24 protein-coding genes are annotated in these 25,656 nt (G+C 64.7%); 13 read left to right on the forward strand and 11 right to left on the reverse strand.

Translation table 11 applies throughout. The features are described from left to right. The first annotated feature begins 17 nt into the window (after nt 1-17). From G9473_RS14115 to G9473_RS14135, 5 genes are all read left to right on the forward strand, one after another. Nucleotides 18-1,550: a peptide chain release factor 3 gene (locus G9473_RS14115; protein WP_291134084.1), complete on the forward strand. Its 1,533-nt coding sequence runs from the start codon at nt 18-20 to the stop codon at nt 1,548-1,550. Between the two features lie 51 nt (nt 1,551-1,601). Next, the gene (locus G9473_RS14120; protein ID WP_291134086.1) at nt 1,602-2,486 is read left to right on the forward strand and encodes an alpha/beta hydrolase; all 885 of its coding nucleotides are present in this window, start codon (nt 1,602-1,604) and stop codon (nt 2,484-2,486) included. An 11-nt stretch (nt 2,487-2,497) separates the two neighbouring features. Beyond that, the gene (locus tag G9473_RS14125) at nt 2,498-3,070 is read left to right on the forward strand and encodes a pyridoxamine 5'-phosphate oxidase family protein (RefSeq protein ID WP_291134088.1); all 573 of its coding nucleotides are present in this window, start codon (nt 2,498-2,500) and stop codon (nt 3,068-3,070) included. 212 nt (nt 3,071-3,282) lie between these two features. Continuing rightward, nucleotides 3,283-3,621 carry a P-II family nitrogen regulator gene (locus G9473_RS14130; protein WP_291134090.1) on the forward strand — a complete coding sequence of 113 codons (339 nt, stop codon included), beginning with the start codon at nt 3,283-3,285 and terminating at the stop codon, nt 3,619-3,621. A 14-nt stretch (nt 3,622-3,635) separates the two neighbouring features. Further along, entirely contained in the window at nt 3,636-4,955 is a 1,320-nt protein-coding gene (locus G9473_RS14135; RefSeq protein ID WP_291134091.1) for an ammonium transporter, read from the forward strand. Between the two features lie 149 nt (nt 4,956-5,104). Here G9473_RS14135 and G9473_RS14140 read toward each other — a convergent pair whose 3' ends face one another. From G9473_RS14140 to G9473_RS14150, 3 genes are read right to left on the reverse strand one after another with little or no spacing between them, the layout of a single operon-like run. After that, nucleotides 5,105-6,694, reverse strand: coding sequence for a GMC family oxidoreductase (locus tag G9473_RS14140; RefSeq protein ID WP_291134093.1), 1,590 nt, complete (start codon nt 6,692-6,694; stop codon nt 5,105-5,107). 22 nt (nt 6,695-6,716) lie between these two features. Next, a complete protein-coding gene (locus G9473_RS14145) occupies nt 6,717-7,676 on the reverse strand; it encodes a sterol desaturase family protein (RefSeq protein WP_291134095.1) in 960 nt (319 codons plus the stop codon). Next, nucleotides 7,676-8,083: a hypothetical protein gene (locus tag G9473_RS14150; RefSeq protein WP_291134096.1), complete on the reverse strand. Its 408-nt coding sequence runs from the start codon at nt 8,081-8,083 to the stop codon at nt 7,676-7,678. The genes G9473_RS14145 and G9473_RS14150 overlap by 1 nt, the downstream gene beginning before the upstream one ends. 71 nt (nt 8,084-8,154) lie before the next feature. On the opposite strand from G9473_RS14150, the gene G9473_RS14155 reads away from it, so the two are divergent. Beyond that, nucleotides 8,155-9,603, forward strand: coding sequence for an amidohydrolase (locus G9473_RS14155; RefSeq protein WP_291134098.1), 1,449 nt, complete (start codon nt 8,155-8,157; stop codon nt 9,601-9,603). Nucleotides 9,604-9,610: 7 nt separating this feature from the next. Here the strand turns inward: G9473_RS14155 and G9473_RS14160 are convergent, their stop codons facing one another. Then, nucleotides 9,611-10,045: a TIGR01244 family sulfur transferase gene (locus tag G9473_RS14160; protein WP_291134100.1), complete on the reverse strand. Its 435-nt coding sequence runs from the start codon at nt 10,043-10,045 to the stop codon at nt 9,611-9,613. 293 nt (nt 10,046-10,338) lie between these two features. On the opposite strand from G9473_RS14160, the gene G9473_RS14165 reads away from it, so the two are divergent. The 7 genes from G9473_RS14165 (at nt 10,339) to G9473_RS14195 (ending at nt 17,305) form a co-directional block, all read left to right on the forward strand. Next, nucleotides 10,339-11,073 carry a cold-shock protein gene (locus tag G9473_RS14165; protein ID WP_291134102.1) on the forward strand — a complete coding sequence of 245 codons (735 nt, stop codon included), beginning with the start codon at nt 10,339-10,341 and terminating at the stop codon, nt 11,071-11,073. 156 nt (nt 11,074-11,229) lie between these two features. Further along, entirely contained in the window at nt 11,230-12,429 is a 1,200-nt protein-coding gene (locus tag G9473_RS14170; RefSeq protein ID WP_291134103.1) for an aspartate aminotransferase family protein, read from the forward strand. Continuing rightward, on the forward strand, nt 12,429-13,382 hold the full coding sequence (gene argF, locus G9473_RS14175; protein WP_291134104.1) for an ornithine carbamoyltransferase: 954 nt from the start codon (nt 12,429-12,431) through the stop codon (nt 13,380-13,382). Before G9473_RS14170 ends, argF begins: the two co-directional genes overlap by 1 nt. 71 nt (nt 13,383-13,453) lie before the next feature. Next, entirely contained in the window at nt 13,454-14,362 is a 909-nt protein-coding gene (locus tag G9473_RS14180; RefSeq protein ID WP_291138498.1) for an Hsp33 family molecular chaperone HslO, read from the forward strand. Nucleotides 14,363-14,489: 127 nt separating this feature from the next. Further along, nucleotides 14,490-14,870, forward strand: coding sequence for a hypothetical protein (locus G9473_RS14185; protein ID WP_291134107.1), 381 nt, complete (start codon nt 14,490-14,492; stop codon nt 14,868-14,870). A 52-nt stretch (nt 14,871-14,922) separates the two neighbouring features. Next, nucleotides 14,923-15,621: a 7-cyano-7-deazaguanine synthase QueC gene (gene queC / locus G9473_RS14190; RefSeq protein ID WP_291134110.1), complete on the forward strand. Its 699-nt coding sequence runs from the start codon at nt 14,923-14,925 to the stop codon at nt 15,619-15,621. Between the two features lie 49 nt (nt 15,622-15,670). Next, the gene (locus G9473_RS14195) at nt 15,671-17,305 is read left to right on the forward strand and encodes an MFS transporter (RefSeq protein WP_291134112.1); all 1,635 of its coding nucleotides are present in this window, start codon (nt 15,671-15,673) and stop codon (nt 17,303-17,305) included. A 233-nt stretch (nt 17,306-17,538) separates the two neighbouring features. Here G9473_RS14195 and G9473_RS14200 read toward each other — a convergent pair whose 3' ends face one another. The 7 genes from G9473_RS14200 to G9473_RS14230 all read right to left on the reverse strand — a co-directional run bounded on the left by G9473_RS14200 (nt 17,539) and on the right by G9473_RS14230 (nt 25,649). Then, a complete protein-coding gene (locus G9473_RS14200; RefSeq protein WP_291134115.1) occupies nt 17,539-18,681 on the reverse strand; it encodes an OmpA family protein in 1,143 nt (380 codons plus the stop codon). Nucleotides 18,682-18,857: 176 nt separating this feature from the next. Then, nucleotides 18,858-19,322 (reverse strand): DUF2793 domain-containing protein, encoded by a 465-nt coding sequence (locus G9473_RS14205; protein WP_291134118.1) that lies wholly within the window; start codon nt 19,320-19,322, stop codon nt 18,858-18,860. A 17-nt stretch (nt 19,323-19,339) separates the two neighbouring features. Next, nucleotides 19,340-21,520: a phage tail protein gene (locus G9473_RS14210; RefSeq protein ID WP_291134121.1), complete on the reverse strand. Its 2,181-nt coding sequence runs from the start codon at nt 21,518-21,520 to the stop codon at nt 19,340-19,342. Nucleotides 21,521-21,523: 3 nt separating this feature from the next. Further along, complete coding sequence (locus tag G9473_RS14215) at nt 21,524-21,952, reverse strand: hypothetical protein (protein WP_291134124.1); 429 nt, start codon at nt 21,950-21,952, stop codon at nt 21,524-21,526. Beyond that, nucleotides 21,949-22,761 carry a DUF2163 domain-containing protein gene (locus tag G9473_RS14220; RefSeq protein ID WP_291134125.1) on the reverse strand — a complete coding sequence of 271 codons (813 nt, stop codon included), beginning with the start codon at nt 22,759-22,761 and terminating at the stop codon, nt 21,949-21,951. The genes G9473_RS14215 and G9473_RS14220 overlap by 4 nt, the downstream gene beginning before the upstream one ends. After that, complete coding sequence (locus G9473_RS14225) at nt 22,761-25,085, reverse strand: DUF2460 domain-containing protein (protein WP_291134128.1); 2,325 nt, start codon at nt 25,083-25,085, stop codon at nt 22,761-22,763. The genes G9473_RS14220 and G9473_RS14225 overlap by 1 nt, the downstream gene beginning before the upstream one ends. A gap of 15 nt (nt 25,086-25,100) precedes the next feature. Next, on the reverse strand, nt 25,101-25,649 hold the full coding sequence (locus tag G9473_RS14230) for a tail tape measure protein (protein ID WP_367159107.1): 549 nt from the start codon (nt 25,647-25,649) through the stop codon (nt 25,101-25,103). Nucleotides 25,650-25,656 lie beyond the last annotated feature (7 nt).

The raw sequence follows: 25,656 nt of genomic DNA on the forward strand, positions 1-25,656 counted from the left end.
CCCGCGCCCCGAATGCCATGTCCAACCGCCGCACCTTCGCCATTATCTCGCACCCCGACGCGGGGAAGACGACGCTGACCGAAAAGCTGCTCCTGCAGGGCGGCGCGATCCACCTCGCGGGCGAGGTCAAGGCGCGCGGGCAGGCGCGGCGGGCGCGGTCGGACTGGATGAAGATCGAGCAGCAGCGCGGCATCTCTGTCACGTCCTCGGTGATGACCTTCGAAAAGGAATACGAAGGCGAGACGATCACCTTCAACCTGCTCGACACGCCGGGGCACGAGGATTTTTCCGAGGACACCTATCGCACGCTGACCGCGGTCGATTCCGCCGTCATGGTGATCGACGCGGCCAAGGGGATCGAGCCGCAGACGCGCAAGCTCTTCGAGGTCTGCCGGTTGCGTTCGGTTCCGATCATCACCTTCGTCAACAAGGTCGACCGCGAGGGCCGCGATCCGTTCGAGACTCTCGACGAGGTCGCCGATATGCTCGCGCTCGACGTGAGCCCCCAAAGCTGGCCGATCGGGATGGGCGGTCAGTTTCAGGGTATCCTCAACTTCGCCGACGGCACGGTGGCGCGCCCGGAAGGTCCGTCTAGGGAATTCCTCGGCACACGCGACGAGAGCCCGGACATACCCGAGAACTTCGCCGAAGAGGCCGAACTGGCGCAGGTCGGCTATCCCGAATTCGACGGGCAAGCCTATCGCAACGGCGATCTCACCCCGGTCTATTTCGGCAGCGCGCTCAAGAATTTCGGAGTCACCGAACTGATCGACGCGATCGCCGCGCACGCGCCCCCACCGCGACCGCAGCCTGCGGGCGAGGGCCATGTCGCGCCGGACCGCGACGAAGTGACCGGCTTCATCTTCAAGGTCCAGGCCAACATGGACCCCAACCACCGCGACCGCATCGCCTTCATGCGGCAGGTGTCGGGCACGTTCAGACGCGGCATGAAGCTGACGCCGTCGGGCCTCGGCAAGCCGATCTCGGTCCATTCGCCGATCCTGTTCTTCGCGCAGGACCGCGAGCTTGCCGACACGGCGGAGGCGGGCGACATCATCGGCATCCCGAACCACGGCACGCTGCGCGTGGGCGATACGCTCTCTGAGAAGAACGAGGTGCGCTTCACCGGCCTGCCCAACTTCGCGCCGGAAATCCTGCGCCGCGTCCAGCTCAAGGATCCGACCAAGACCAAGCAATTGCGCAAGGCATTGGACGACCTCTCCGAAGAGGGCGTCATCCAGGTCTTCTATCCCGAAATCGGTGCGAACCACATCATCGGCGTGGTCGGCCAGCTCCAGCTCGAGGTGTTCGTCGACCGGCTCTCGGTCGAATACAAGGTCGAGGCCGCGCTCGAACCCGCGCCTTTCGCCACCGCGCGCTGGATCAAGGGGGACGCCAAGGCGCTCGCCGATTTCGAAAGCTTCAACCGGGCCAACCTTGCGCGCGACCGCGACGGCGACCTCGTCTTCATGGCGAAAAGCCCGTGGGACGTGAATTACCAGGTCGAAAAGAACCCCGAGCTGACCTTCTCCGCGACCAAGGAACGGTAACGGAGGTTCTCGCCGGTTGCGGGCGGCGTGCAATCGCGGCATGGCGGGCGCATGAACGGCATGGGACCCACTTCGCAGACCTTCATCTCGCAGCGCCTCCGCCTCAATTACGAGGACTGGGGGACCGGCGGCAGCGGCGACAAGCCGACGCTGGTGCTCGTCCATGGCGGGCGCGATCATGCGAGGAGCTGGGACTGGACCGCGGAGGCATTGGCCGCGGATTACCGCGTCGTCGCGATGGACCATCGCGGGCACGGCGACAGCGATTGGGTGTCGGACGGCAATTATTCCGCCGGCGACATGGTCTACGACCTAGCGCAGCTGATCCACCAGCTTGGCGTCGGGCCGGTCGCCATCGTGTCCCATTCGATGGGCGGCAATGTCGCGCTGCGCTATGCCGGGACCTTCCCCGACATGGTCACGAAACTGGTCGCGATCGAGGGGCTGGGCCCTTCGCCGGAATGGCGCGACAAGCAGCGCGCCACGCCCTATCCCGAGCGCCTCGCCGAATGGATCGAGAAGAAGCGCAAGGCGGCGGGCCGCATCCCGCGCCGCTATGACAGCATCGAGGCCGCCTTTGCCCGGATGATCGAGGAGAACAGCTACCTCACCGAGGAACAGGCCCGGCACCTGACGATCCACGGGGTCAACCGCAACGAGGACGGGACCTACAGCTGGAAATTCGACCCCCACCTCAACGTCTGGCCGATCGAGGATCTGGCCGACGAATTCCTCGAACAGACCTGGGCGGCGATCAAATGCCCGACCCTGCTGCTCTACGGGGCGGACAGCTGGGCATCGAACCCCGAAAAGGACGGGCGCATAAAGCATTTCAACACGGCGCGGGTGGTCGAGTTCGAGCAGGCGGGCCACTGGCTCCACCACGACCAGTTCGACCGCTTCATCGCGACCATTCGCGATTTCCTGGCCGAATAGGAGAGACGATCATGGCCGACTTCTTCGATGCGCTCGAGCCCAAGCACGTCGCCATGATCGAGAAGCAGCCGGTCTTCTTCGTCGCCACCGCTGCGGCGCAGGGGCGGATCAATCTCAGCCCCAAGGGCTATGACGCCTTTCGCGTGCTGTCGCCTACGCGGGTCGCCTATCTCGACCTCGGCGGGTCGGGCAACGAGACTCACGCGCACCTCGTCGCCGATCAGGCCGATGCCGGGCGGATCACGGTGATGTTCTGCAATTTCGAGCAACCGGCGCTGATCCTGCGCATTTACGGTCGGGGCACGCCGGTCCTGCCGCAGGACGAGGGCTGGGAGGAACTGGCGCGCCATTTCACCCTGCTGCCGGGCACGCGGCAGATCTTCGACATCAAGGTGGAGAGCGTGCAGACGAGCTGCGGTTGGGGCGTGCCCTTCATGACGCTCGAGGGCGAGCGCGACACGCTCAAGAAAGCGCACCGCCAGGCCGATCCCGACAAATGGGCGGCCAAGGCGGCAGCGCGCACGACCAGCATTGACGGTCTCCCGACGCGCGCGACCGATCGTTTCATATCGGGCGCCCAGTAGGGAAACATTCAAGCGCCTGGCCGAGGCAATGCGCAATTTGCGCGCGCAGCCTGCCTAAAATGTAACCACAAGGTTAAGTTTTGTGCAGGCGCGATGCTGCGCGTGCGAAGAATCTGCCCGATTCTGCGCGATTCCCCTGCCTGGCGAAACTGGCACGGCTTTTGCTGACCGAACTGTGACCGGAAACATCCGGGGAATAACAGGGGTCAGGGATGAAGTTCATCATCGCCATAATAAAACCGTTCAAGCTCGATGAAGTGCGCGAAGCGCTCGGGGCCATCGGTGTCGCAGGAATGACCGTGTCGGAGGTCAAGGGCTTCGGTCGCCAGAAGGGCCAGACCGAAGTCTACCGGGGCGCGGAATATTCCACCAATATGCTGCCCAAGGTGAAGCTCGAGATCGCCGCGAGCGACGAGGTCGCCCAGCAGGTCGTCGAGACCATCCAGCAGACCGCCAACACCGAAGCGATCGGGGACGGGAAGATCTTCGTCCTCGATCTCGCTTCGGCGACCCGGATTCGCACCGGCGAATCGGGCGAGACGGCACTGTGAGAAGGGGGCAGACGATGACGCGCACTATCAGGATTTTCGCCGCCGCAACGCTCGCCTTCGCCGCGAGCCAGCCGGCTTTCGCCGCCGCTCCGGCGGTTCCGAACCCGGGCAACAACGCCTGGATGATGACCGCTACCCTGCTGGTTCTGCTGATGATCCTGCCGGGCCTCGCGCTGTTCTATGGCGGGCTGACGCGGCAGAAGAATATGCTCTCGACCATGACCCAGATCGGCGCGACCGCGTCGCTCGCCATGATCATCTGGGTCATCTGGGGCTACAGCCTCGCTTTCGGCGACACGAGTTACGAAGGCACGCTCGGCCTGTTCATCAGCGGGGGAAGCTATTTCCTCGCCGGGACCGACATGACGAGCACGGCTGCGACCTTCACCGAGGAGGTCATCAGCAAGTATGTCTTCATCAGCTTCCAGATGACCTTCGCCGCGATTACCGCCGCGCTCATCCTCGGCGCGACTGCGGAGCGGATGAAGTTTTCCGCCGTAATGGCCTTCGTGCCGATCTGGCTGACGATCGTCTATTTCCCGATCGCGCACATGGTCTGGGCGGGCGGCGGCCTGCTGTTTGAAGACGGCGCGCTCGATTTCGCGGGCGGCACGGTCGTGCACATCAACGCGGGCGTCTCGGGCCTCGTCCTCGCCTATCTCCTCGGCAAGCGCCGCGGCTGGCCGGCAGAGCCGATGCCCCCGCACAGCCTGACGCTGACCATGGTCGGCACGGGCCTGCTGTGGGTGGGCTGGTTCGGCTTCAACGCGGGCTCGGCTTTGGAGGCGGACGGATCGGCGGGCCTTGCCATGATCAACACCTTCGTCGCGACCGCGGCAGGGGCGCTCGCCTGGATGGTGATCGAGCGGGCTGCGGGCCACAAGGGGTCGGCGCTGGGCTTCTGCTCGGGCGTCATCGCCGGCCTCGTCGCTGTGACCCCGGCGGCGGGCAATTCCGGCCCGTTCGGCGCGATCCTGCTCGGCATCGTGTCCTCTGGCGTGTGCTACGTCTTCGTCGCCAGCGTGAAGGCCAAGCTCGGCTATGACGACGCGCTCGATGCCTTCGGCATTCACGGGGTGGGCGGGATCGTCGGCGCGATCGGCACGGCGGTGGTCTACCAGCCCTTCCTCGGCGGCCCCGGCGACGGCTCCACTCCGCTCGGCGAACAGCTCTGGATCCAGATATTCAGCGTCCTCGTCACCATTGCCTGGGCCGGCCTCGGGACGATCATCGCTGGCTTCATCGTCAAGGCGACCATCGGCCTGAGGGTCTCCGAAGAGAACGAGGTCGACGGCCTCGACATCACCGAACACGGCGAGCGCGCCTACAACTAGGAGCGCAGCCCGCACAAGCTTGGCGGGGGAGGTTCTCTCTCTCCTCTCTCCCTCCCCCGCCTCCCCTCGTTCCTCCTGCGAACGAACGACTGAAAAGGGCCGGAAGCGGACAACCGCTCCCGGCCCTCTTTTCATCCGCGATGCGGCGATCAGGCGGCTTCGGCGGCCTTTACGAAATCGGCGCAGCGTTCACCGATCATGATCGAGGGCGCATTGGTGTTGCCGCTCACGATCTTCGGCATCACGCTGGCATCGGCGATCCACAGTCCGTCGAGCCCCTTGAGCTTTAGGGTAGGGTCCACCACCGCCTCGTCGTCCGAGCCCATCCGGCAGGTGCCGACCGGGTGATAGACCGTGTCCGCCCGGTCGCGGATCAGCGCGTCGAGCGCCGCGTCGTCGTCGAGATCGATCGGGTGTCGATCGCGCGGCCCGAAGTCGGTGAGCGGCGGAGCTTCGGCGATACGGTGCGACAGGCGCACGCCTGCGCGCAGGACCGCCATGTCGCGCTCGTCGTCGAGGAAGTTGGGATCGATCACCGGCGCCGCCGCGCTGTCGCGCGAGCCGAGGCGCACCGTCCCACGGCTTTCCGGGCGCAGCACGCAGGCATGGAGCGAAAAGCCGTGTTCCTTGACCTTCTCGCGCCCGTGATCCTCGAGTACGGCGGGGACGAAGTGCCATTGCACGTCCGGCGCGGGACTGTCCGGCATGACGGTCCAGAACCCGCCCGCCTCGGCATAGCAGGTGGTCATCGCGCCCGTCCGCTTGCGGCGGTGTTCGACCATCGCGCCGAGCATCTTGAGCGTGCCCTTGAGGCTCCCGCCGAGCGGCACGTCGCTCTCCGTCTCCCAGCCGGAGACGTAGTCGATATGGTCCTGCAGGTTCGAGCCGACCGCCGGGCGGTCGAGCACGACCTCGATCCCGTGCTCCTTGAGGTGCTGGGCGGGACCGATCCCCGACAGCATCAGGATCTGCGGCGAATTGAAGGCGCCGGCTGAAAGGATCACGCCGCGCCGAGCGTAGAGCATTTCGGAGCGGCCGCCGCGCCTGACGCGCACGCCTGTTACCCGGCCGCCCTCGATCTCGAGCCGATCGACCAGCGTGTTCGTCCGGATCGCGAAATTGCCCTGATGGCGGATCGGCTCGACATAGCCGCGCGCCGCCGACCAGCGCTCCCCGTCGCGCTGCGTCGTCTGGTAGAGGCCGAAGCCTTCCTGCCGCTCGCCGTTGAAATCGTCGTTACGGCGCAATTGCAGCGCGGCGGCGCTTTCGACGAAGGCTTCGGAGGTGGGGTTGGGCGAGCGCTGGTCGGAAACGAACAGCGGCCCGCCCGCGCCGTGCCACGGATCCTCGCCGCGCTCGTTCGATTCCGAGCGCCGGAAATAAGGCAGCACGTCGTCATAGGCCCAGCCCGTGCAGCCCATCTCGGCCCAGTTGTCGTAATCCCACTTGTTGCCGCGGATATAGACCATGGCATTGATCGCGGAGGACCCGCCGAGCCCCTTGCCGCGCGGCTGGTAGCCGATGCGCCCGTTAAGGCCCTTCTGGGGAACCGTTTCGTAGCGATAATTCGACGCCTGCGGGATGAAGGGCATGAAGCCCGGCGTCTTGACGAAGATGTTGTCGTTGCGCCCGCCTGCCTCGAGCAGGCACACGCGGCGCGTTCCGTCGACGGCAAGGCGGCCGGCAACCGCGCTGCCGCCGCTGCCGCCGCCGATCACGATGTAGTCGAAAGTCTCCATGTTCTCTCCTCTGCGGAGAAAACTAGGCGGCTTCGCGCGGCTCCGCAATCGGGTTTCGGTTCGCCACTGGTTCTGCGCCGCCCGCACCCGCGCCGGTCCGCTCGCGCCAGCGCTCGCGGATCATGTCCGAGGTTTCGCGGCTGCCGTCATGGCTCCAGCCGGGCTCGCGCAGGAGATAGGACAGCTTGTGTCGCCACGGTGCGCGAATGATGTCGCCGATCATCCCGATCCATTCGTGGAACACCGCCCACAGCAGGTTGAAGCTGCCCAATTGCTTGATGATGCCATAGCGGATCGGCTCGTCGTCGCGTTCCGGCTCGAAGGTTCCGAACATCCGGTCCCAGACGATGAAGACGCCGGCGTAATTGCGGTCAAGATAGCGCGGGTTGGTCGCATGGTGGACGCGGTGGTGCGAGGGCGTGTTCATCACCGCCTCGAACCAGCGCGGCATACGCCCGATCGCCTCGGTGTGGATCCAGAACTGGTAGATGAGGTTGAAGCCCGCGCAGATCGCGATCATCGCCGGGTGAAAGCCGAGCAGGACCAGCGGTAGGGCGAACAGGAAGCCGAAGGTGAAAGCTCCGGTCCAGCTTTGCCTCAGGGCGGTCGAGAGATTGTAATGCTGGCTCGAATGGTGGTTCACATGGCTCGCCCACATCCAGCGGATGCGATGGCCTGCGCGGTGAACCCAGTAATACTTGAGATCATCGAGCACGAAGCACAGCGGCCACGCCCACCACACGGCCCACCACTGCTCGCCGAAATCGAACACGCGGTATTGGTATGCCTCGATGAAGACATAGAGCGCGAAGCCGCCGAACAGCGCGCCCGCAACGGTCGAGCCAAGGCCGAAGGCGAGGCTCACCAACGTGTCCTTCGGCTCGTAGGCATCGGGCCGCTTCAGCCGGGCCCAGATCATCTCGGCGAGGACGAGCACGACGAACAGCGGCACGGCGTATTGGGTGGGCGAAAAATCGGGCATCACCTATCGTCTATAGCATCGATCCGCGCCTGCCAGGAAGCGGGTTCGTCGAGCGCCAGCCGGACCCTGCCGAAGCGCCGCTCGCCGCAATCGACCTCGAGCGCGTCGCCGTCCAGCCGGGTGCGCGCTCGGTCGGTCAGGATGCGCCCGGCGAAGCGGTTGCCATGGCGCTTGATCAGCATGACCCGGCCTTCCGCATCGCACGCGAGCGCCCCAGCCCCGTCGCGCGCGAGTGCCGTCTCCACCGCCTCGAACCCGTCGACCACTTCTCCCGCTGTGCGCTGCACGTCCGCTGCAGTCTCCAGCCGTGGCGTCCCGCCGAGCTTCATCAGCGCGGCGAGCCCTGCAAGGAAGAGAATGGCGAGGAGCGAGCCCAAAGTTTGAAGGAAGAGCGGTGGGATATCCATTGTCGAAATTTCCGCTCGCCGCTTGGCACGGAGCGCGGCCTGCGGCAAGCAGCAGGGCGAGGAGACACGTCATGAAATTGCCCGTCGCAACCTTCGCCACCACCGCCCTTGCCGCGCTGGTCCTGTCGCACACGCCGCTCGCCGCCGACAGCGCGCCGCGCGGCCCCGACCCTGTCGATCTGGTCGCCGCCGAGCAGGATCGCACCGTGCGGGTCGCGAGGGCTTTGTGGGAATTCGCCGAGGTCGGCTATCTCGAAACCCGCTCGACCGAGCTGCTCCAGAGCGAACTCGCCGCCGAGGGTTTCCGCGTCGAGGCGGGCATCGCCGACATCCCGACTGCCTTCGTGGCCGAATGGGGCGAGGGCGGGCCTGTCATCGCGATCCTCGCCGAAATGGATGCGCTGCCCGGAATCAACCAGTCGGACAGCCCCACACGCGATCCCATCGAGGGCAAGCACGCAGGCCATGCCTGCGGGCACAACCTGTTCGGGGCGGGCTCGCTGACGGCGGCGATCGCGGTCAAGAACTGGCTTGAGGAAACCGGCACGCCGGGGCGCATCCGGCTTTACGGCACGCCGGCCGAGGAAGGCGGCTCCGGCAAGGTCTATATGACCCGCGCCGGGCTGTTCGACGATGTCGACATCGCGATCCACTGGCACGGCGACGACGAGAACAGCGCAGCGGCGCGCACCAGCCTCGCCAACCGTTCCGGCAAGTTCCGCTTCACCGGCCTTTCCGCCCATGCAGCGGGCGCGCCCGAACGCGGGCGCTCGGCGCTCGACGGGGTCGAGGCGATGAACATGATGGCCAACATGATGCACGAACACATCCCGCAGGACGCGCGGATGCACTATGTCATCACCAGCGGCGGCAACGCGCCAAATGTCGTGCCCGATTACGCCGAGGTCTTCTATTACGTCCGCGCACCCCAGCCGGATGGGGTGGAGGCGATCTGGCAGCGGCTCGAGAACGCCGCGCGCGGTGGCGCGATGGGCACGGGCACGAGCGTCGAGTGGGAAGTGATCCACGGCAACAACCCGCTGCTCGTCAACGAGACGCTGGCGCGGGTCATGGATGCGAAGCTGCGCGAGGTCGGCGGGGTCGAATACACCGCCGAGGAGCGCGCCTGGGCCGAAAAAATCAGCGAATCGCTTGGCGAAGCGGCGCTGCCGCTTGAAAGCGCCGCCGAGGTCCAGCCCTACGGCAAGAGCCTTGGCTACGGCTCGACCGATGTCGGGGATGTTTCCTGGGCCACTCCGACTGTGGGGGTGCGCACCGCGACCTGGGTTCCGGGTACGAGCGCGCACAGCTGGCAGGCGGTCGCGGCGAGCGGGAATTCGATCGGCTTCAAGGGCGCGCAGGTTGCGGCCAAGGCAATGACGCTGATGGCGGTCGAACTGTTCACCGACAAGGAACTGCGCGATGCGGCACGAGCGGAGTTCGAGGCCGCGCGCGGGCCGGATTATCGCTACCGCTCGCTGCTCGGCGACCGCGAGCCGCCGCTCGACTATCGCAAGTAAGGCGGGCTCAGCGCGCGGCGAGCATATCGATCATCGGGCGGATCGGGCTGACGTCGTAACCTGCCTGCATGGCGGCAGCGGCGATCTCGTCCGGACTCGCCGCCCCGCTTTTCGCCTGGGCCAGCGCCCAGAGGAAGGTCGAGCGCGTGCCCGAGCGGCAATAGCCGAGCACCTTGCCCTCGGCCCCGTCCAGCGCTTCGACCATCTCGGCCACCTGGACCTCCGAAAAGCCGGCATGGCCGATCGGGATGGCGCGATAGTCGAGCCCGGCCGCGGCGGCTGCCGCCGCGATCTCTTCACCTTGAGGCGCGCCCGGATCTTCTCCGTCGGGGCGATTGTTGACGATCAGCGTAACGCCCGCCTCCCCTGCCGCTTCGATATCCTCCGGTCCGATCTGCGGGCTTGCGAACATTGTTTCGGAAAGCTTGCGGAAATCGCTCATCAATCGGCTCCTGCTGCCTTTAGCCTTGAACGGCGAGGTCATGCCGAAACGGGTTCGCCGGTGCAAGGCGGGCGGCGCCGGGAGAAATGATATTCAAAAATGTCATAAATTTGCGCGAGGATGCGGGCTTCGGGTTAATTCGTTCGCAAAGATGCCCTTTGTGCGCTATGACTCGCTGACAGCAGGTGCTGAAACCCGTCGATACGGGGCGAACACCAGCGCAGGACGCGGCTCACTGTCCCCGCGACCAGCGCTTTGGAGGGCGGGCAGTGTGACAGGATACGTACTGGACTATGGGTTACGATAGAGGACGTCGGCGCGGGCGGGACAAGCGCGACGGAATCGGCGAAGAAGGTTTCGATCCCTTCGGTGGAGGCATGGATGGGTTTCCCCCTCCTTCCGATTTCGGGAACGACCGTGGTCGAGACCGTTTCGGCGGCGGCGATCGCTTCGGAGGGGGCGACCGTGGCGGTGACCGCTTCGGGGGCGGCGGCGGCGGGCCTCGAGGCCCTCGCGGTGGCGGCGGATTCCGCGGGATGCCCGCGCAGGTGGTCGGGACCGGCAAGGGCACGGTCAAGTTCTTCAACGGGCAGAAGGGCTTCGGCTTCATCCAGCAGGAAGGTGGGGGCGAGGATGTCTTCGTCCACATCAGCGCGGTCGAACGCGCCGGCCTTGAAGGGCTTGCCGAAGGGCAGGAACTCGAATTCAACCTCGTCGACCGGGGCGGCAAGATTTCGGCGCAGGATCTGCAGATCGTGGGTGAGGTCATCGCCCCGCAGCAGAGCGGCCCGCCCAAGCGCGAGCTGACCGGCGAGAAAGCAACCGGCACGGTCAAGTTCTTCAACTCGATGAAGGGTTTCGGCTTCCTCGTGCGCGATGACGGGCAGCCCGATGCCTTCGTCCACATCAGCGCGGTAGAGCGGTCCGGCTTGTCGGCTATCAACGAGGGCGAACGTTACGAATTCGACCTGGAAGTAGACCGGCGCGGCAAGTATTCCGCCGTCAACCTCGTGCCCGTCCAGGGTTGAGGTCCGAACCCGCGGGCGGGGTCGCGTTTGACCTTGCCCTGCGGCCGATTTATTGAGCGAGCGGCGGTCTCCGACACGGGGCCGCCGTTTGTTTTTGGCCCCGTCCGCGCGCCTGCCAGACGCAGCGGCGCGGTCCGAGGAAACCAGGATAAGAGAATGTCGATCACGCCCCTCATGCCCGTCTATCCGCGCTGCGGCGTGCGCCCCGTGCGCGGGGAGCATTGCCACCTGATCGACGAGGACGGGACGCGCTATCTCGATTTCGCCAGCGGGATCGCGGTGAACCTGCTCGGCCATTCGCACCCCGGCCTGATCGGCGCGATCCAGAAACAGGCCGAGACGTTGATGCACGTCTCTAACCTCTATGGCAGCCCCCAGGGCGAAAAGCTGGCGCAGACGCTGGTCGACAAAACCTTCGCTGATACAGTGTTCTTCACCAATTCTGGCGCCGAGGCGGTGGAGACCTCGATCAAGTGCGCCCGCGCCTATCACCAGAACGCGGGCGATCTCGGCGATGCGGAGCGATTCGAGCTGATTACCTTCACCAACGCCTTTCACGGGCGCACGATGGCGACGATCAGCGCGTCGAACCAGCAGAAGATGCATCACGGTTTTTCGCCGCTGCTCGACGGTTTCAAGTATGCCGAGTTCGACGATCTCGAGGCAGCCAAGGCGCTGATCGGGCCGAAGACGGCGGGCTTCCTCGTGGAACCGATCCAGGGCGAGGGCGGCATCCGGCCCGCCTCGCAGGAATTCATGTCCGGCCTTCGCGCGCTCGCCGATGAGCATGATCTGATGCTGGTGCTCGACGAGGTGCAGTGCGGCGTCGCGCGCACCGGCAAGCTCTATGCTTACGAGCATTACGGCATAACACCGGACATCGTCGCCACGGCCAAGGGGCTGGGCGGCGGCTTCCCGATCGGCGCCTGTCTCGCCACCGAAAAGGCAGCGCGCGGCATGACCTTCGGCACCCACGGCTCGACCTATGGCGGCAATCCGCTCGCCATGGCGGCGGCTTCGGCGGTAATGGAAGCGGTCGCCAACGACGAGTTTCTCGCCGAGGTGCGCGAAAAGGGAGAGCGCCTGCGCACCCGGCTCGAACAATTCATCGGCAATTACCCGGAACTCTTCGAGCTGGTCCGCGGGAAGGGGTTGATGCTGGGGCTCAAGATGAAGGTCGAGAGCCGCCCCTTCTTCGTCCACCTGCGCGACAATCACCAATTGCTGACCGTCGCGGCGGGCGACAACACCCTGCGGATCATCCCCCCGCTGGTGATCGGCGATGCGGAGATCGACGAGTTCTTCGACAAGCTTTCCGCCGGTGCGGCGAGCTATAAAGTGCCCGAGCCCGCCTGATGAACGGCTCTGGGGGCGCACGCCACTTTCTCGATCTCGGAGATGCCGGGGCGGATGCGATCGCGGCGATGATCAACGACGCGATCGACCGGAAGGCGGCTCGCGAAGGATGGTCCAAGGGGCGTGCCGACACCGACCGGCCGCTTGAGGGCCGCGTGCTGGCCATGGTTTTCGAGAAGAATTCGACCCGGACGCGGGTCAGCTTCGATATCGCCATGCGCCAGCTCGGCGGCTCGGTGCTCATTCTCGATGCCGCGTCGAGCCAGCTCGGGCGGGGGGAGAGCATCGCCGATACCGCGCGCGTGCTCAGCCGGATGGTCGATGCGATCATGCTGCGCACCGATGACCATGGCAAGATCGAGGAGATGGCGCGCCATGCGAGCGTGCCGGTGATCAATGGCCTTACCGATCGCTCGCATCCCTGCCAGATCGTCGCCGACCTTTTGACCGTGATCGAACATGGCAAGGCCCTGCCGGGCCTCGAACTCGCGTGGTTCGGCGACGGGAACAATGTCCTGCACTCGATCCTCGAGGCGGCCGGGTTGATGAAGTTCAACGTCCGCATCGCCTGCCCCAGCGGCTATGAGCCGGATGCCGAATTCGTCGAAATGGCGCGCGCGGGGGGGGCGGAGGTTTCGCTCTCGCAGGATGCCGTGGAGGCGGCGCGGGGTGCCGATGTCATCGTGACGGACACCTGGATCTCGATGGGGCAGGCCGACGCTGCCGAAAAGCGCGCGGCGATGGAGCCGTTCCAGGTCGACAAGACCCTCATGGCCGCGGCCAAACCCGATGCGATCTTTCTCCATTGCCTACCGGCCCATGTCGGCGAGGAAGTGACCGAGGAGGTCTTCGAAAGCGCGCAATCGGTCGTCTTCGACGAGGCGGAAAACCGCATCCATGCGCAGAAATCGGTCCTGCTGTGGGGCTGCGGGTTGCTCGGCGAGGCAGGCTGAGGAAGCGAGCCGTCGATATTGGTCGCAAGAGGGGGCTTATCGCGGGGCGCGATGCGCCCCATATCCGGATGATGAAGACAGCGCCATCGACATCCACTCAACCCGAAACCTTCGCCGATAAGCTGCTCGGCTTCACGCTCCCCGGACGCAATGCGCGCGGCCGCGTCGTCCGGCTCGACGGGGTGGTGAACGAAGTGCTGTCGGCCCACGATTATCCCGCGCCGATCACGCATCTCCTAGGCGAAGCGCTGGTCCTTGGCGCGCTGATGGGTAGCCTGCTCAAGGAAGAGGGCGGGCAATTGACCATGCAGGCGCAGACCCAGGCCGGTGTCGTCTCGCTCCTGGTTTGCGATTATCGCGGGGGATCGATGCGCGGCTATGTCGATTTCGACCAGGCCGAGTTGGCCGGGCTGGGGGCCAATCCGGGCCTCTCGGCGCTGTTCGGCGAAGGCTATCTTGCGATCACTTTCGAAACAGCTGCGGGGCAGCGGTATCAGGGGATCGTCCCGCTCGAGGGCGATACCCTCGCCGAAGCATGCGAGACGTATTTCAGCCAGTCCGAGCAGGTTCCCACCATCATCCGGGTTGCCAGCCGGTCGAGCGGGACGGGGAGGGTGGCCGCGGGGCTGCTCGTCCAGCACCTTCCCGACGGCGAGGAAGGGCGCGAGCGGCTTCATGTCAGGATGGACCATCCCGACTGGGAGCACGTGCTGGCGTTGGCATCGACAATCAGCCACGAGGAACTCCTCGACCCCTCCCTTTCCATGGAAGCGATCGCCTGGCGGCTGTTCAGCGAGGACGACGAGATCCGTATCCAGCGAGGTGCCGACCTCGAGCGCGGATGCCGTTGCAGCGCCGAGTATTATCAGTCTGTCATCGCACGCTTCCCGCGAGAGGAGCAGGAAGCGATGCAGGACGAAGGGGGGAGGATCATCGTGGATTGCGCCTTTTGCTCGCGCGAGTTCGCGATTGAAATATAGCGGCTCGTCGCTATTTTGGAACGGTTCATCGCCCGATGACATATATGTGCAAGCCGGCGCACCTTCTTTGCGCGAGAGCGGAACAGTGAAAAGACGACGTTCTTCGATATCTCTCCGACCGACCGTCGTGCTGGCGGCGCTCGGCGTATGCGCTGCCGGTGTCGCGCTTCCCGCCGCGGCGCAGGGCGATGGCCTTGCCATGCTAGGCAGTCTCGCCAAGGGCGAATGGACGATCAAGTCACGCGACGGCTCGGCCGAGCGCAAGGTCTGCGTACGCAGCGGCGAGGAGCTCATCCAGCTGCGCCATGAAGACCGCAATTGCAGTCGCTTCGTGGTCGAGGATGAGCCGTCCAAGGTGACGGTCCAGTATACCTGTCCGGGGAATGGCTATGGCCGGACCAGTATCAGGCGCGAGACCGACACTCTCGTCCAGATTGAGAGCCAGGGCATTGCGTCCGGCCTTCCCTTCGAGTTCGCGGCCGAAGCGCGCCGGACGGGCTCCTGCTGAACAAGCGGCGACGCGTCTTTCCCGGGCGCGCTTGCATCGCTAAGGCCGGGAAATGACGAAATCACCTGAGGAGGACAAGCGGCCGTTGGCGGTCGTCCTACTTTCCGGCGGGCTCGACTCCATGGTCACCGCCGGGATCGCCCGTGAGCGTGGATTCGCGGTTCACGCGCTGACCATCGATTACGGGCAGCGTCACCGGATCGAGCTGGAATCGGCGAAGGGCATCGCCCGGCGGCTCGAGCTTTCGGACCACGTCGAGATCGCGCTCGACCTGCGCAAGTTCGGAGGGTCCGCGCTAACCGATGAGATAGAGGTGCCAAAGGACGGGGTCGGGGAAGAGATCCCTGTCACCTACGTGCCGGCGCGCAATCTTGTCTTTCTTGCTTTGACGACCGCCTTCGCCGAAGCCCGCGGTTCGGGCGACATCTTCATCGGAGTGAACGCACTCGATTATTCGGGGTATCCCGATTGTCGGCCGGAATTCATCGCCGGCTTCGAGCAAGCGGCGCGCCTCGGAACCCGTGCTGGGGTGGAAGGAAGCGGCTTTGCAATCCATGCGCCGTTGCAGCACATGACGAAAGCCGACATCGCCCGCGAATGCACGCGTCTCGACCTTGATCCGGCGTGGAGCTGGTCCTGTTACGATCCGACGGAAGACGGGCTCGCCTGCGGGGCGTGCGATTCATGCCGCTTGCGGAAAAAGGGCTTTGCAGAGGCTGGACTGGAAGACAGCACACGCTATGCCCGATAGCCTGCGCGACTTGACGCGCGGGAACGAAAAAGGTCGAGGGGATCGTCATTTGAGCGAAGAATTGAAGGGCCAGCCGGAGACGGCCGGTGACCGCGTGCCTGCCTACAGCTGGTACGCGCTGAGCGTGCTAGTGCTGGTATACGTTCTCAATTTCATCGACCGCCAGATTCTCTCGATCCTTGCCAACGACATCAAGGCCGACCTCGGTGTCGATGATGCCTATCTCGGGTTTCTTTACGGCACGGCGTTCGCGATCTTCTACGCCTTGTTCGGTATTCCACTCGGGCGGCTGGCCGATAGTTGGAAACGCGTTCGGCTTATGACGCTGGGACTGACGCTGTGGTCTGCTATGACCGCGCTATCCGGCTTCGCCCGCGACGCCTCGACACTCTCGGTCGCACGGATCGGGGTCGGCGTGGGCGAGGCGACCGCGAGCCCCTCGGCATATTCGCTGATATCCGACTGGTTCCCGGCAAGACTGAGGGCGACCGCCCTCGCGATCTACAGTTCGGGTCTATATATTGGGGGCGGAGTGTCGCTCGCGATCGGCGGCTTCATCGTCGATGGCTGGAATGAGGCATTCCCTTCGGGCGATCCGCTTCTTGGACTGGCTGGATGGCAGGCCGCGTTTGTGGCGGTCGGCTTGCCCGGTTTGCTGCTCGCTCTTTGGGTCGCCACGCTCAAGGAACCGATCCGGGGGGCGATTGACGGACTGACTACCCCTGAAGATCCGCATCCTTTCCGTGGCTTTGTCCGCGAACTCTACACGATCATCCCGGGCTTCACTTTTTTCGGCGCCGCAGAGCGCGGGGCGAGGAGCCTGTTCGTCAATATCCTCGTCTTCGCGGGTGCGATTGCGGCAGCTCGTTTGCTGACTGTCGCACTCGGCTCCGGTCCGGGCACCATCGTCGCACTGCTAAGCTCGTTGTTGGGCATTGCGCTGCCGGAGGTGACCGACCAGTGGCTGCTGCTTGCCATCGGATATTACGCAGTGTTTTGCTGGGCGAGCGCCTTGCGGGTGCGCGATTATCCCACTTTCGCACTGACCTGGGGCTCGCCGGCATTCCTCTGCACGATCCTTGGCTACGGGACCGTCGCTTTCATGGCCTATTCGGCTTCCTATTGGGGGGCTCCCTATGCGGAGCGGACTTTCGTCGATGTCTCCAAGTCCGAGCTCGGCTTCCTGCTGGGGGGCGGGGGCGCGTTGGGCGGTTTCCTCGGCGTGATCCTAGGAGGCCGGATGGCTGATGCCTTGCTCGAGCGGACCGCCACGGGCCGGGTTTGGGTGATCATTTTCGGCCTGCTTAGCCCGATTCCCTTCGCGGTGATCCAGTACACGACCGGCAACTGGACGATCTTCGTGCTGCTCAATATCGTGGTCGGCGCCTTGGCTGCGTCTGCGCTCGGAGCAGCTGCCGCAACCAGCCAGTCGCTTGTGCTTCCGAGAATGCGCGGGACAGCGACGGCCACCTTTTTTCTGGCGACCACGCTAGTGGGATTGGCTCTCGGGCCCTATCTGGCGGGCTACGTCTCGGCAAGAAATGAGGGCGACCTGTCGGTGGGTGTGCTCTCGACGCTGTGGATCACGCCTATCGGACTTATCCTGCTGACGGGGGCAGTGCGGCTTGTGCCGGGGGCCGCCGCCACGATTGCCGACCGCGCCAAGGCTGCGGGCGAGCCTTAGGACTCCGCCTCCTGCGCGCAGGAGGCGGCTTTCAACCCAGAGATCAGGCCCTTTGTGAGAGGGTTAAAGAGGCGAAGGCCAGCCTGAAATTGGGTAGCTCGGTTGTGTAGCGCAAAGGCCAAAGGGATCCTAAGCTAACCTAAGGCGTAACCTTACTCCACGTGAGCAAACCGCAAAAAAAAGAGGGCCGGATTGCTCCGGCCCTCCCTTTAAACGTTCAGTCGCGATCGACCTTACATGCCCGAGCCCGGACCGTAGGTGATTTCGACGCGGCGGTTCTGCGCCTCGCGGACACCGTCGGCGGTCGGAACGCGCGGCTGCGACTCGCCGAAGGCTTCGCTCGTAATCCGTCCGCCCGGGATGCCTCGGCCTTCGAGATATTCGCGGACCGAATCGTTGCGGCGGGCGGCGAGCGCCATGTTGTAGGTGACGCTGCCGGCACGGTCGGTGTGACCCGCGAGCATGACATTCGCGGTACCGCAATTGGCATAGGCGGTCACGGCGCTGTCGAGGATCGTCGCCGCTTCAGCCGTGATCATCGATTCATCAAAGTCGAAGAAGACGATGTACGGACCCGTGTTGCACGGCGGCGGCGGCGGCGGCGGCGGCGGCGGCGGCGGCGGGGGAGGCGGCGGCGGCGGCGGCGGGGGAGGAGGCGGCGGCGGGGGAGGCGGCGGAGCTTCCTCGCCGCCGAAGTTGTAAATGATCGAGCCAAGGATCGAGTGCGAGCTCAGGTCGGTTTCGAACGGAAGCCCGCGAGTGTCGATGATGTTGACGTCTTCGGCATTGAAATAGCGATACTTCAGTCCGACATCCCAGCTGTCGTTCAGCGGAGCGCGGACGCCAGCCAGAAGCTGCCACGCGAGGCCCGTATCGGAGTCATCAAATGCGCCGGGGCCGCTCACTTGGACCGTGCCTTCGAGATCGACGCGCGCGATACCGATGCCGCCGCCGAAAAAGCCCTGAATTCCGTCATCCGAGCCGAAGTCGAACAGTCCGTTGAGCATGAAGCTCAGCGCATTGAATTCGCCAGCGGCGGGCAGGCTCTGCTGAAACGCGACTGTGCCCGGAGCACCGACAGGACCTGTTTGAAGACCGACCGTGCCTGCGGACAGGTCTTCAATGTCGGCAGCGCGGTAGCTAGCTTCGGTCTCGAGGCGGAACGCACCGAAATCATAACCGACGGCAGCGCCGAAATCGTAGCCTTCGCTGAGATCGGCCTGAGCGTCGCTCGGGTTACCGTCCACATCGAAAGTGATGTCCTCGACGATCATGGCACCACCGTCACCCTGGATATACCACTGACCTTCGCGGGCCATGGCGGGTGCGGAGAGTGCTGTCGAAGCCATCGCCATGCCAATGACGATCTTACGCATTCTAACATTCCCCTTTTTATTGCATTGAGGCACGGCGCATCTCTATCTTTTCCGTATGTGCGAGGCAAGCGGACAATCACCGCAAACTGTTGCAAGAAAGCCTCTATCAGTCGCCAAATTCCCTGCAGTTCCGCCCTTCTGCGTGCGAAGTCCCTAGGCATTCTCCGGCTCGGGGATCAGGCTTGCGCCTGCGAGAAAAGGCCCAGTGTCCTCAGTGCGTCGGTGAGTTGCGCAATTGCGGCCCGAGCCTCGAGGTCGACTACGGCCCCGCCCTGCGGAGCGATCGGTTCTCCCGCCGCGTTCCAATCTCCTTCGAAGTGAAGCCAGCAACCCACCGCTTGATCGAACACCTGCATTCCCTCGCAGGGAGACACGAAATGCCAGCCGCCGCCCACCCTCGCAGCGATCGTACGATCCTTGCCGCTCCATTCACCCGTCGCACCTTCAAGCACCCGATAGCAGGCTCCCTCGGCGGGTTCCGCAGGAGGCGCGTCGAGCGAGGCTTTTACCGTCCGGGTCATAAGCGCATCGATCAGACAAATAGTCTCGTTAACCGTGAATTCCTTCTGCGCCTGCCCGGCGAAAAGTAACGGAAATCCATGAGCTTCGGTGCGATAGGGATAGGTGATAGGGTCGGTCATGTTTATTCTCCGCAAATTCAGGAAATTCGCCCCAGCAGCAGAGGTTGCGAGTGGGAATAGGTCCCGACCTGCTTGACCCACAGGTCGGCAGGTCCATGCGCGCTGACCAGTGCGCTGCGCTCGGCAAGTGAAAAGGCAATGGCGGGGGTTTGGGTCAGCCAGGAAGCGAAGGGCGTGTCGGTTCGGCCATATCCGACGAGATAGCGTTCGCCTTCTTCGACCAAGGGCACATCGACCCAGTCTGCCCACTGCCATTGCCCCCGTGCTCTTCTGGTCCAAGTGAAGCTCCAGGAAGAGTCGGAAGCGATCGACAGAGACGGGTGGACAGGAGGCAGCGGTCGTCTGGAGGAGCCAGCATTTCTGAGCGTTGCGAAGACGGGTTCGGGATCCCCACGTCCGATTGCGGCAATACGCGTGTTCGGATTGGAGCCGACCCGCGTCGGATCTAGCGAGACGAGCGTCTCGTCCAGCAGCGCCACCGGGCATCCCGTCGGATGCGAGCCTTGTGCAAGATGCTCGGTGCCTGCCCGTCCGCGCAGCAGGCCCGACAATGTCCAGCGGGTCGGCCCGACGCGCTCCGCGTAAAGGTATTGGAGCACCTCGCCTCCGACCAAGAGCCTGTTCGCCCCGGTCGCGAGTCCGATCAAATCGGTGCTCGGGAAAAGACCGTCCTCGCTGCAGATTTCGACCTCCAGCGATGCACGCCGCTCAAGAACATGAACGCCGCCCGGTTCAAGCTGCTGGGCCAATTCTCCTGTTGTCGCCCGCATCGAGCCGGTCTTGCCGATCTCGATAAGGCTCTGACCCTGTTCGATAAAAAGGGTTGCTCCGCGCCAGGCTGCGTTCGATGCCGCTGCGGCGGCGAACATCGTAGGCGCATCAAGTCGGGACGGGCCTGCGGGCGGGAGTTCGAAGACATCCAGCACTGTCTTGGAGATCGGAAGATCCTCGGCCGGGCTTGCATAGCCGGGATCGCCCTGTGGCTGATTGCTCAGATCCGGAGCAAGCCTCTCCAGGCCCAATTCGATACCGCTTTCGTGCCATTCCCAGCTGCGCACCAGCCACGATCCAGGCTGGTCGGGGAGGCGCACGACACCTCCCGGGCGAAGGTCAGGATCGAGTTCGCTGCAAAGCCAGGAAAGACGTTGATTGCTCCATCGCGCGCGATGCGCGCAGGCGTTCACCAAGAGCTTGGCATCGTTCGCGCTCAATGTGGCCGGCAGGTCGAGAACGTTCTCGCGCCCTTGCGCGCGCGCCCCGCTCGACCTCTGGACCCCCGGCTGGTAGTCGCGCGCTTCATCGTAGTAGCGCAGTGCCACCGGTTCGAGATCCAAGGTTTCGCCGCGATGTTCGCGACGATCGGCCTCGCGCCCCCGCTCCTGGGAGGCCAGCTGTTCGGCAAGGACCGGAGCATCCGCAGGGATCTTTGCACGGGCCGAAAGGTGAAGGCGATCGCCCGCGAGTGAAATGGCCAGCGGATAGACCCTATCGATCGCGGCAAGTGTCGTAGCGATCGGTCCGCCTTCGTCGGCCAGACCGCGCGCATGGGGCACGAGCAGGTCATCATTTTCCATTGCGGCCTGCGGGAGAATGCGGTCGAGCCGTACGGAGGACTCTTCCTCGCCGATGACCTCGAAGGTGAGCGCCGGGATGCGGTTGCCGAAATCGGCAAGCTGCAGATCCTCGAACACGACATAGGCGAGATCGCGGAAACCGGGAACCTCGATGCCCCTGTCTGCGGCTATCAGTGGGTCGACCGGATCGTCGCCGAAACCTCGATGGGTGCGCATCGTGCCTTCGATCTTGAGGTCGCCCGCAGCGCCGCGCAGCAGCTTCCCGTCGGCCCATACGCGCCGCACCTCGCGGATCGGCGTGCTTGAGACGGCGACCGCAAAGGAAGCCGAGTAGCTGAACGTGGTTGTCGACGGCTTGCCCTTGCCGCCTCCCTCGGTCGACTTGGACTCGACGAGGTCGGTGGCCCAGATGATCGTACCCGCCGTCCGCATCCGGCCGAATTGACGCGGGATCGGCGTCCCATAGCTAGAGGTCGTGACGGCGAGTTCCTTGAGCCGCGGACCTGTGCGGTTGCCGCCGCCCAACACCGCTTGGTCCGCCTGGCGCCCGATGAGCGCTCCGATGGCCCCGCCGACCGGGCCGCCGAGTGCGGTTCCGAGTGCTGTCAGGACGAGTGTGGCCATCCTTCAGATTCCCTTTCGCGGCGACAGCCGCCATTGGATTATGGGGTCAAAGCGATCGGGCAAAGGCTCGCTGACCACGCGGCGTAGCCCGGCATGGGCGTGTATCGCGCGGCGACCATGCTCGACCACCATCAGGTGATGCTGGCTCGCTGCAGGGGATGTCATGACGATGTCTCCCGGCTCCGGAGATGTCGACACAGGCTCGAGGCCGGAGCGCTTCGCACAGTGTATCCAGCGCTCGATCGAATGGTTTCGCAGGGCGTAGCCGTCGGGGACAAGCGGTTCTCGCCCTGTCGCGGAGAGGCAGGCGGCAACGAGGCCCACGCAATCGAGCCCGGTCGCCGGGTTCCTTCCGTGAAGGAGGAACGGGCATCCGATCATTGACCGGGCCGCTTTGACGAGAATGAGTGCGTCGGCGTCCTTAACGCTCATGCGCCGGAGCCATACCGGGCGAGCAGGTCATTGCCGGGCAGGAAAGGCTCGCCGCGAAAATTGATCGCGTTGCCGAAGCGGGAGGCGCAGGTCGCGAGCGTGTGATCGCATCCCTCGCGCAGTTCGGCGCGGGTTCCGGGTGGCGTCCCCTGAATGAGCGGGCGGTCGAGCGTCAGCCACTCGTCCGCGGCATCGACAACGCCGAACACGATGCCGGTTTGCGGTCCGTCGAGGAAACGCACCTGCCCATCGCCGTATTTCGACGTTTCTATGCCCGGAAACCTGACCCGATTATGATACAGATCGAGCGCTTCGAGTGTTTGCAGCGAGGTGAAGCGGTATGCGGAAAGCCCGCAGCCCCGCCCACAGAAGGCCGCTCGGCAGGTCGGGCTGGTCCGCGGAACGATGTCGCGCTCGAGTACCTGCTTCGCAGATTGCAATTCAGCTGCGAAACTGAGGCTGTCGCTTTCGATGCGGCCCAGCTGTCCGGCATAGAGCGTTCGCCATTGGCGGCTTTCCCAGTCGACGATCCCGATCTCGATTGCGGCACGATCGAACAGGCCGGCTGCAAGATCTCCCGCACGGATGGAATCATGACTCAGCACGCCTTCGACTTCGGCGCTGTCGGCGGAAAGGTCGGCGGTCAGGCGGATGGCGGCGGGGACCATCCCGGGGGCTGCCTGATGCCGTATTCCGCCGAAGGAGAGGTCGCGATCATGGCTGGTGAATCCAAGCGTCACTCCGTCCACGCGATAGACCCGCCAGAAGGTTGCCGCCGTATCGAGTTCGCGGTCGAAGAAAACCCGCATCAGTCCGCCTCGCGCAATTCGATCAGCGGGATGCTCGGCGCTTCTCCGGCGGAGAAATTCACGCCGGCGATGTCGATCCGGTCCTCGGCGAAGCGTACCGGCACGTCGAAAAGGAATCCGGCCCGCACTTCCGTGCCCTCGGGTGGTGCTGTGGTGAAGCGGATGATCCCGAACGGTTCGAGGGTCCAGTCGTTGTTAGCCACACCGCCGACGCTGACGATGAGGCTATCGCCGCGCGGCCGCGTGATAGGTCGGGTCTGCGGTTCCGGGCCCGTGCCATAGGATTTCACCAGCTGGAAATCGGCCTTCAGCCCGTCTCCGGTTCCAAGCAACTGGTCGAAGGCAGTCGGAGTGCCGGTCATCCCGTTCGAGCTGTGATCGAACGGGTCGCTGACCCTGAAGCCGCGCGCAGCGCCGTGGCGAGCCCGGAAGAAGGCTATGAGTTCGGCCAGCTCCGCTTCCGAGCGGATCCCAGGCCCGACATCGAAATGCATCCGCGCATCCGACCATAGCGCATTGCGGCGTTCGTGCCCTGATGCCGTGACCGAAATCGAGGTTGAGAACTCCGGTGCAACGGCGGTGCTGCGCCCTAGCGCAAAGGGATAAAGCACGTCGTCGAATGATTGCATATCGCTTGTCCCGGTTGGAGGAAGGCGAGTGTATCCGTCGCGCGCAACCTGAGGCAGCGCCCAGACAAAGGTGGATTCGATTCCGCGTGCTGCTGCTTCATCGATGCCAGCGTCGATTCGAGACCAGAATTCCTCGGCATCGAGGGGATCGAGCACGAAGCCTGCGAGGTAATCCTGTTTCGCGAGCGGATAGCCGAGCTTCGCATCGATGAAGGAATAGGCTTGACGGCGCAGCGCGTCCGCACCGGAGGTCAGCCAGTCATAATCCTCGAGCTGGAGGCGGTCGAAGGCCGGTTCGGCCCAGCCCTGCGGGAGGTTCGCCCGATGGAGCTCCGGCATCGAGGGATCGAGGATGGTCGGCGTGAAAGCCAGTAGCAGGATTTCGGCAGGTCCGCTCGCCGCTTCGCGCACCGAGGCGGCGAGGTCGGCCGTCGATGCGGCCAGCACGGTGCCCGCCGCATCGAGCAGGTCGATTTCGTCCTGGCCGAGCGCTCCTCTCATGTCCGCTATTACCGGAGGATCCCCTCCGAACACGACGATCGCGGCATCATCGTAGAGGCAGATCTCGCCGCCGGAGGTGACCCACCACCAAGGTTCTCCGATCTGGAAGCGGACGGGCTGACTGGTCGCTTCCAACAGGCCGACGAAGTTCCGGGCGACGGCCGCAAGCCAACCGATGGCTTCCCCGTTGGCGGGGGAGAGAAGGGTCGACGGCGGTATCCACCCGGTAAGTGCCGGATCGCCGCTCGCAGCCCGCTGTTTCCAGCCTGACGGGCAATAGGCATCGAACAGTTCGTAGGAGAGCGAGACGATAACTTCGAGGTCGATCTCTCGCGCCCTTTCGAGAAAGGCCATGTGCCATGCGGCGGCAGGTTCGCACAGGGCACCGGAAGGTTCTGCGAGGAGCCCCCCCTCGCTCGTCCTTTCGAGCCTCATGAAATGGCTCATCCCGACATAGTGAACGATCTCTGACCGATAGCCGAGCGCAATGATATTGTGCAGCAAACGGGTCGGGGTCTGGTTGTAGGCGTCGTCATAAGCTGTCGCCATTCTTAGTCCATGGACGGGCAGACGTACGTCGCCCGTCTCGAGCATGGCTCGGCCACCGTCCGCGACGATATCGGACATGATGACGTGCCCGTTCGCGCGCTGGGCCAGCGGGGCATCGCTGCCTGGGGAGTGGCCGGGGGCGACGATCGAGATGAACATCCGGTCGATGTCCGAGGGATGGATCAGCGCACCGGGCAGGACATAGCCGCTTTCGAGCTTGGAAAAGGGCAGCGTGATGCGCGCATCCGTCGGCGAACCCTCGGCGTAGTTCCAGAGCCTGACATACCAGGTGGCGGGTACGCCCGCCGCGTCACGGCCTTCGATTGTCAGCGTCGGCCCGTTCGGTTCGTCGAGCGGGATCACCCCGGTGCTGCGCCATCGAAAGCTCAGGGTCGTGTGCGCATAATCCAGGTCAGTCGCATAGGCGAGTAGGGGATGGTCGAAGCGATCGACGCTTTCCCAGATCAGTCCGACGAGTTCGCCTTCGTGATGGAGTTCGACATCGACGCGCAGTGCGTCGGTGCCTTGCGTCACGACCGAGGCCATCGCGGGGCGCGGGAAGTCGACCGTCCAGAAACGCGGGTCGAACCGCTGGATGAAGCTCGCTTCCTGCGATCGCCGCTCGCGCGCCAGCCAGAATGCCATATGCCGCGTCCCTCCTTAGGTCTGTTCGATCGCGCGCCGGACGGCACTTGCGAGTTGCCGGGACGATCGGCGCATCGCTGTCGGGGCAGCCGTTTCGGGCGGGGTATTGAGCTGGATTGCGACGCGAACGTCGCGTCCGCCGCTCCCGCCCACCCGCTCGCTTTCGATGCGGCCGGACGAAGTGGGGATGAAGATTTCCGGCCCGCTCTCTCCGACAAGGAAGCCCCGGCCAGGAGACACCGGCCCCCCCGTCGCGCGACCAGGCAGGCCGAGGAGTGCGCCGAAGGACTGTACGAGAAACCCGCCGAGGCCGCCGCCCGACCCGCCAAACAGGTCGCCGAAACCAGATTGCAGGGCATGGCTCGCTATCTCGTCGAAAGCGCGAAACGCGAGGCGTTTGAGATCGTCGAATCCCAAACTCCCGCGCCGCAGGGCGGACAGAAGCCCTCGTTCGAGCGTCGCTCCGGCGCGGTCGAAACTGTCGATCAGGCTGCCGTCGATCGATCCGCGCACGGCCTCGAGATCCGCGGTGAATCCCTCGGTGCTCGCCCTGAGGTCGATCACCAGTTCG

It is taken from the genome of Erythrobacter sp., assembly GCF_011765465.1.
GTDB lineage: Bacteria > Pseudomonadota > Alphaproteobacteria > Sphingomonadales > Sphingomonadaceae > Erythrobacter.

Coding starts and splice junctions, on each gene's coding strand:
- G9473_RS14115 (WP_291134084.1), top strand. CDS start 18: ATGTCCAACCGCCGCACCTTCGCCATTATCTCGCACCCCGACGCGGGG.
- G9473_RS14120 (WP_291134086.1), top strand. CDS start 1,602: ATGAACGGCATGGGACCCACTTCGCAGACCTTCATCTCGCAGCGCCTC.
- G9473_RS14125 (WP_291134088.1), top strand. CDS start 2,498: ATGGCCGACTTCTTCGATGCGCTCGAGCCCAAGCACGTCGCCATGATC.
- G9473_RS14130 (WP_291134090.1), top strand. CDS start 3,283: ATGAAGTTCATCATCGCCATAATAAAACCGTTCAAGCTCGATGAAGTG.
- G9473_RS14135 (WP_291134091.1), top strand. CDS start 3,636: ATGACGCGCACTATCAGGATTTTCGCCGCCGCAACGCTCGCCTTCGCC.
- G9473_RS14140 (WP_291134093.1), bottom strand. CDS start 6,694: ATGGAGACTTTCGACTACATCGTGATCGGCGGCGGCAGCGGCGGCAGC.
- G9473_RS14145 (WP_291134095.1), bottom strand. CDS start 7,676: ATGCCCGATTTTTCGCCCACCCAATACGCCGTGCCGCTGTTCGTCGTG.
- G9473_RS14150 (WP_291134096.1), bottom strand. CDS start 8,083: ATGGATATCCCACCGCTCTTCCTTCAAACTTTGGGCTCGCTCCTCGCC.
- G9473_RS14155 (WP_291134098.1), top strand. CDS start 8,155: ATGAAATTGCCCGTCGCAACCTTCGCCACCACCGCCCTTGCCGCGCTG.
- G9473_RS14160 (WP_291134100.1), bottom strand. CDS start 10,045: ATGAGCGATTTCCGCAAGCTTTCCGAAACAATGTTCGCAAGCCCGCAG.
- G9473_RS14165 (WP_291134102.1), top strand. CDS start 10,339: ATGGGTTACGATAGAGGACGTCGGCGCGGGCGGGACAAGCGCGACGGA.
- G9473_RS14170 (WP_291134103.1), top strand. CDS start 11,230: ATGTCGATCACGCCCCTCATGCCCGTCTATCCGCGCTGCGGCGTGCGC.
- argF (WP_291134104.1), top strand. CDS start 12,429: ATGAACGGCTCTGGGGGCGCACGCCACTTTCTCGATCTCGGAGATGCC.
- G9473_RS14180 (WP_291138498.1), top strand. CDS start 13,454: ATGAAGACAGCGCCATCGACATCCACTCAACCCGAAACCTTCGCCGAT.
- queC (WP_291134110.1), top strand. CDS start 14,923: ATGACGAAATCACCTGAGGAGGACAAGCGGCCGTTGGCGGTCGTCCTA.
- G9473_RS14200 (WP_291134115.1), bottom strand. CDS start 18,681: ATGCGTAAGATCGTCATTGGCATGGCGATGGCTTCGACAGCACTCTCC.
- G9473_RS14205 (WP_291134118.1), bottom strand. CDS start 19,322: ATGACCGACCCTATCACCTATCCCTATCGCACCGAAGCTCATGGATTT.
- G9473_RS14210 (WP_291134121.1), bottom strand. CDS start 21,520: ATGGCCACACTCGTCCTGACAGCACTCGGAACCGCACTCGGCGGCCCG.
- G9473_RS14215 (WP_291134124.1), bottom strand. CDS start 21,952: ATGAGCGTTAAGGACGCCGACGCACTCATTCTCGTCAAAGCGGCCCGG.
- G9473_RS14220 (WP_291134125.1), bottom strand. CDS start 22,761: ATGCGGGTTTTCTTCGACCGCGAACTCGATACGGCGGCAACCTTCTGG.
- G9473_RS14225 (WP_291134128.1), bottom strand. CDS start 25,085: ATGGCATTCTGGCTGGCGCGCGAGCGGCGATCGCAGGAAGCGAGCTTC.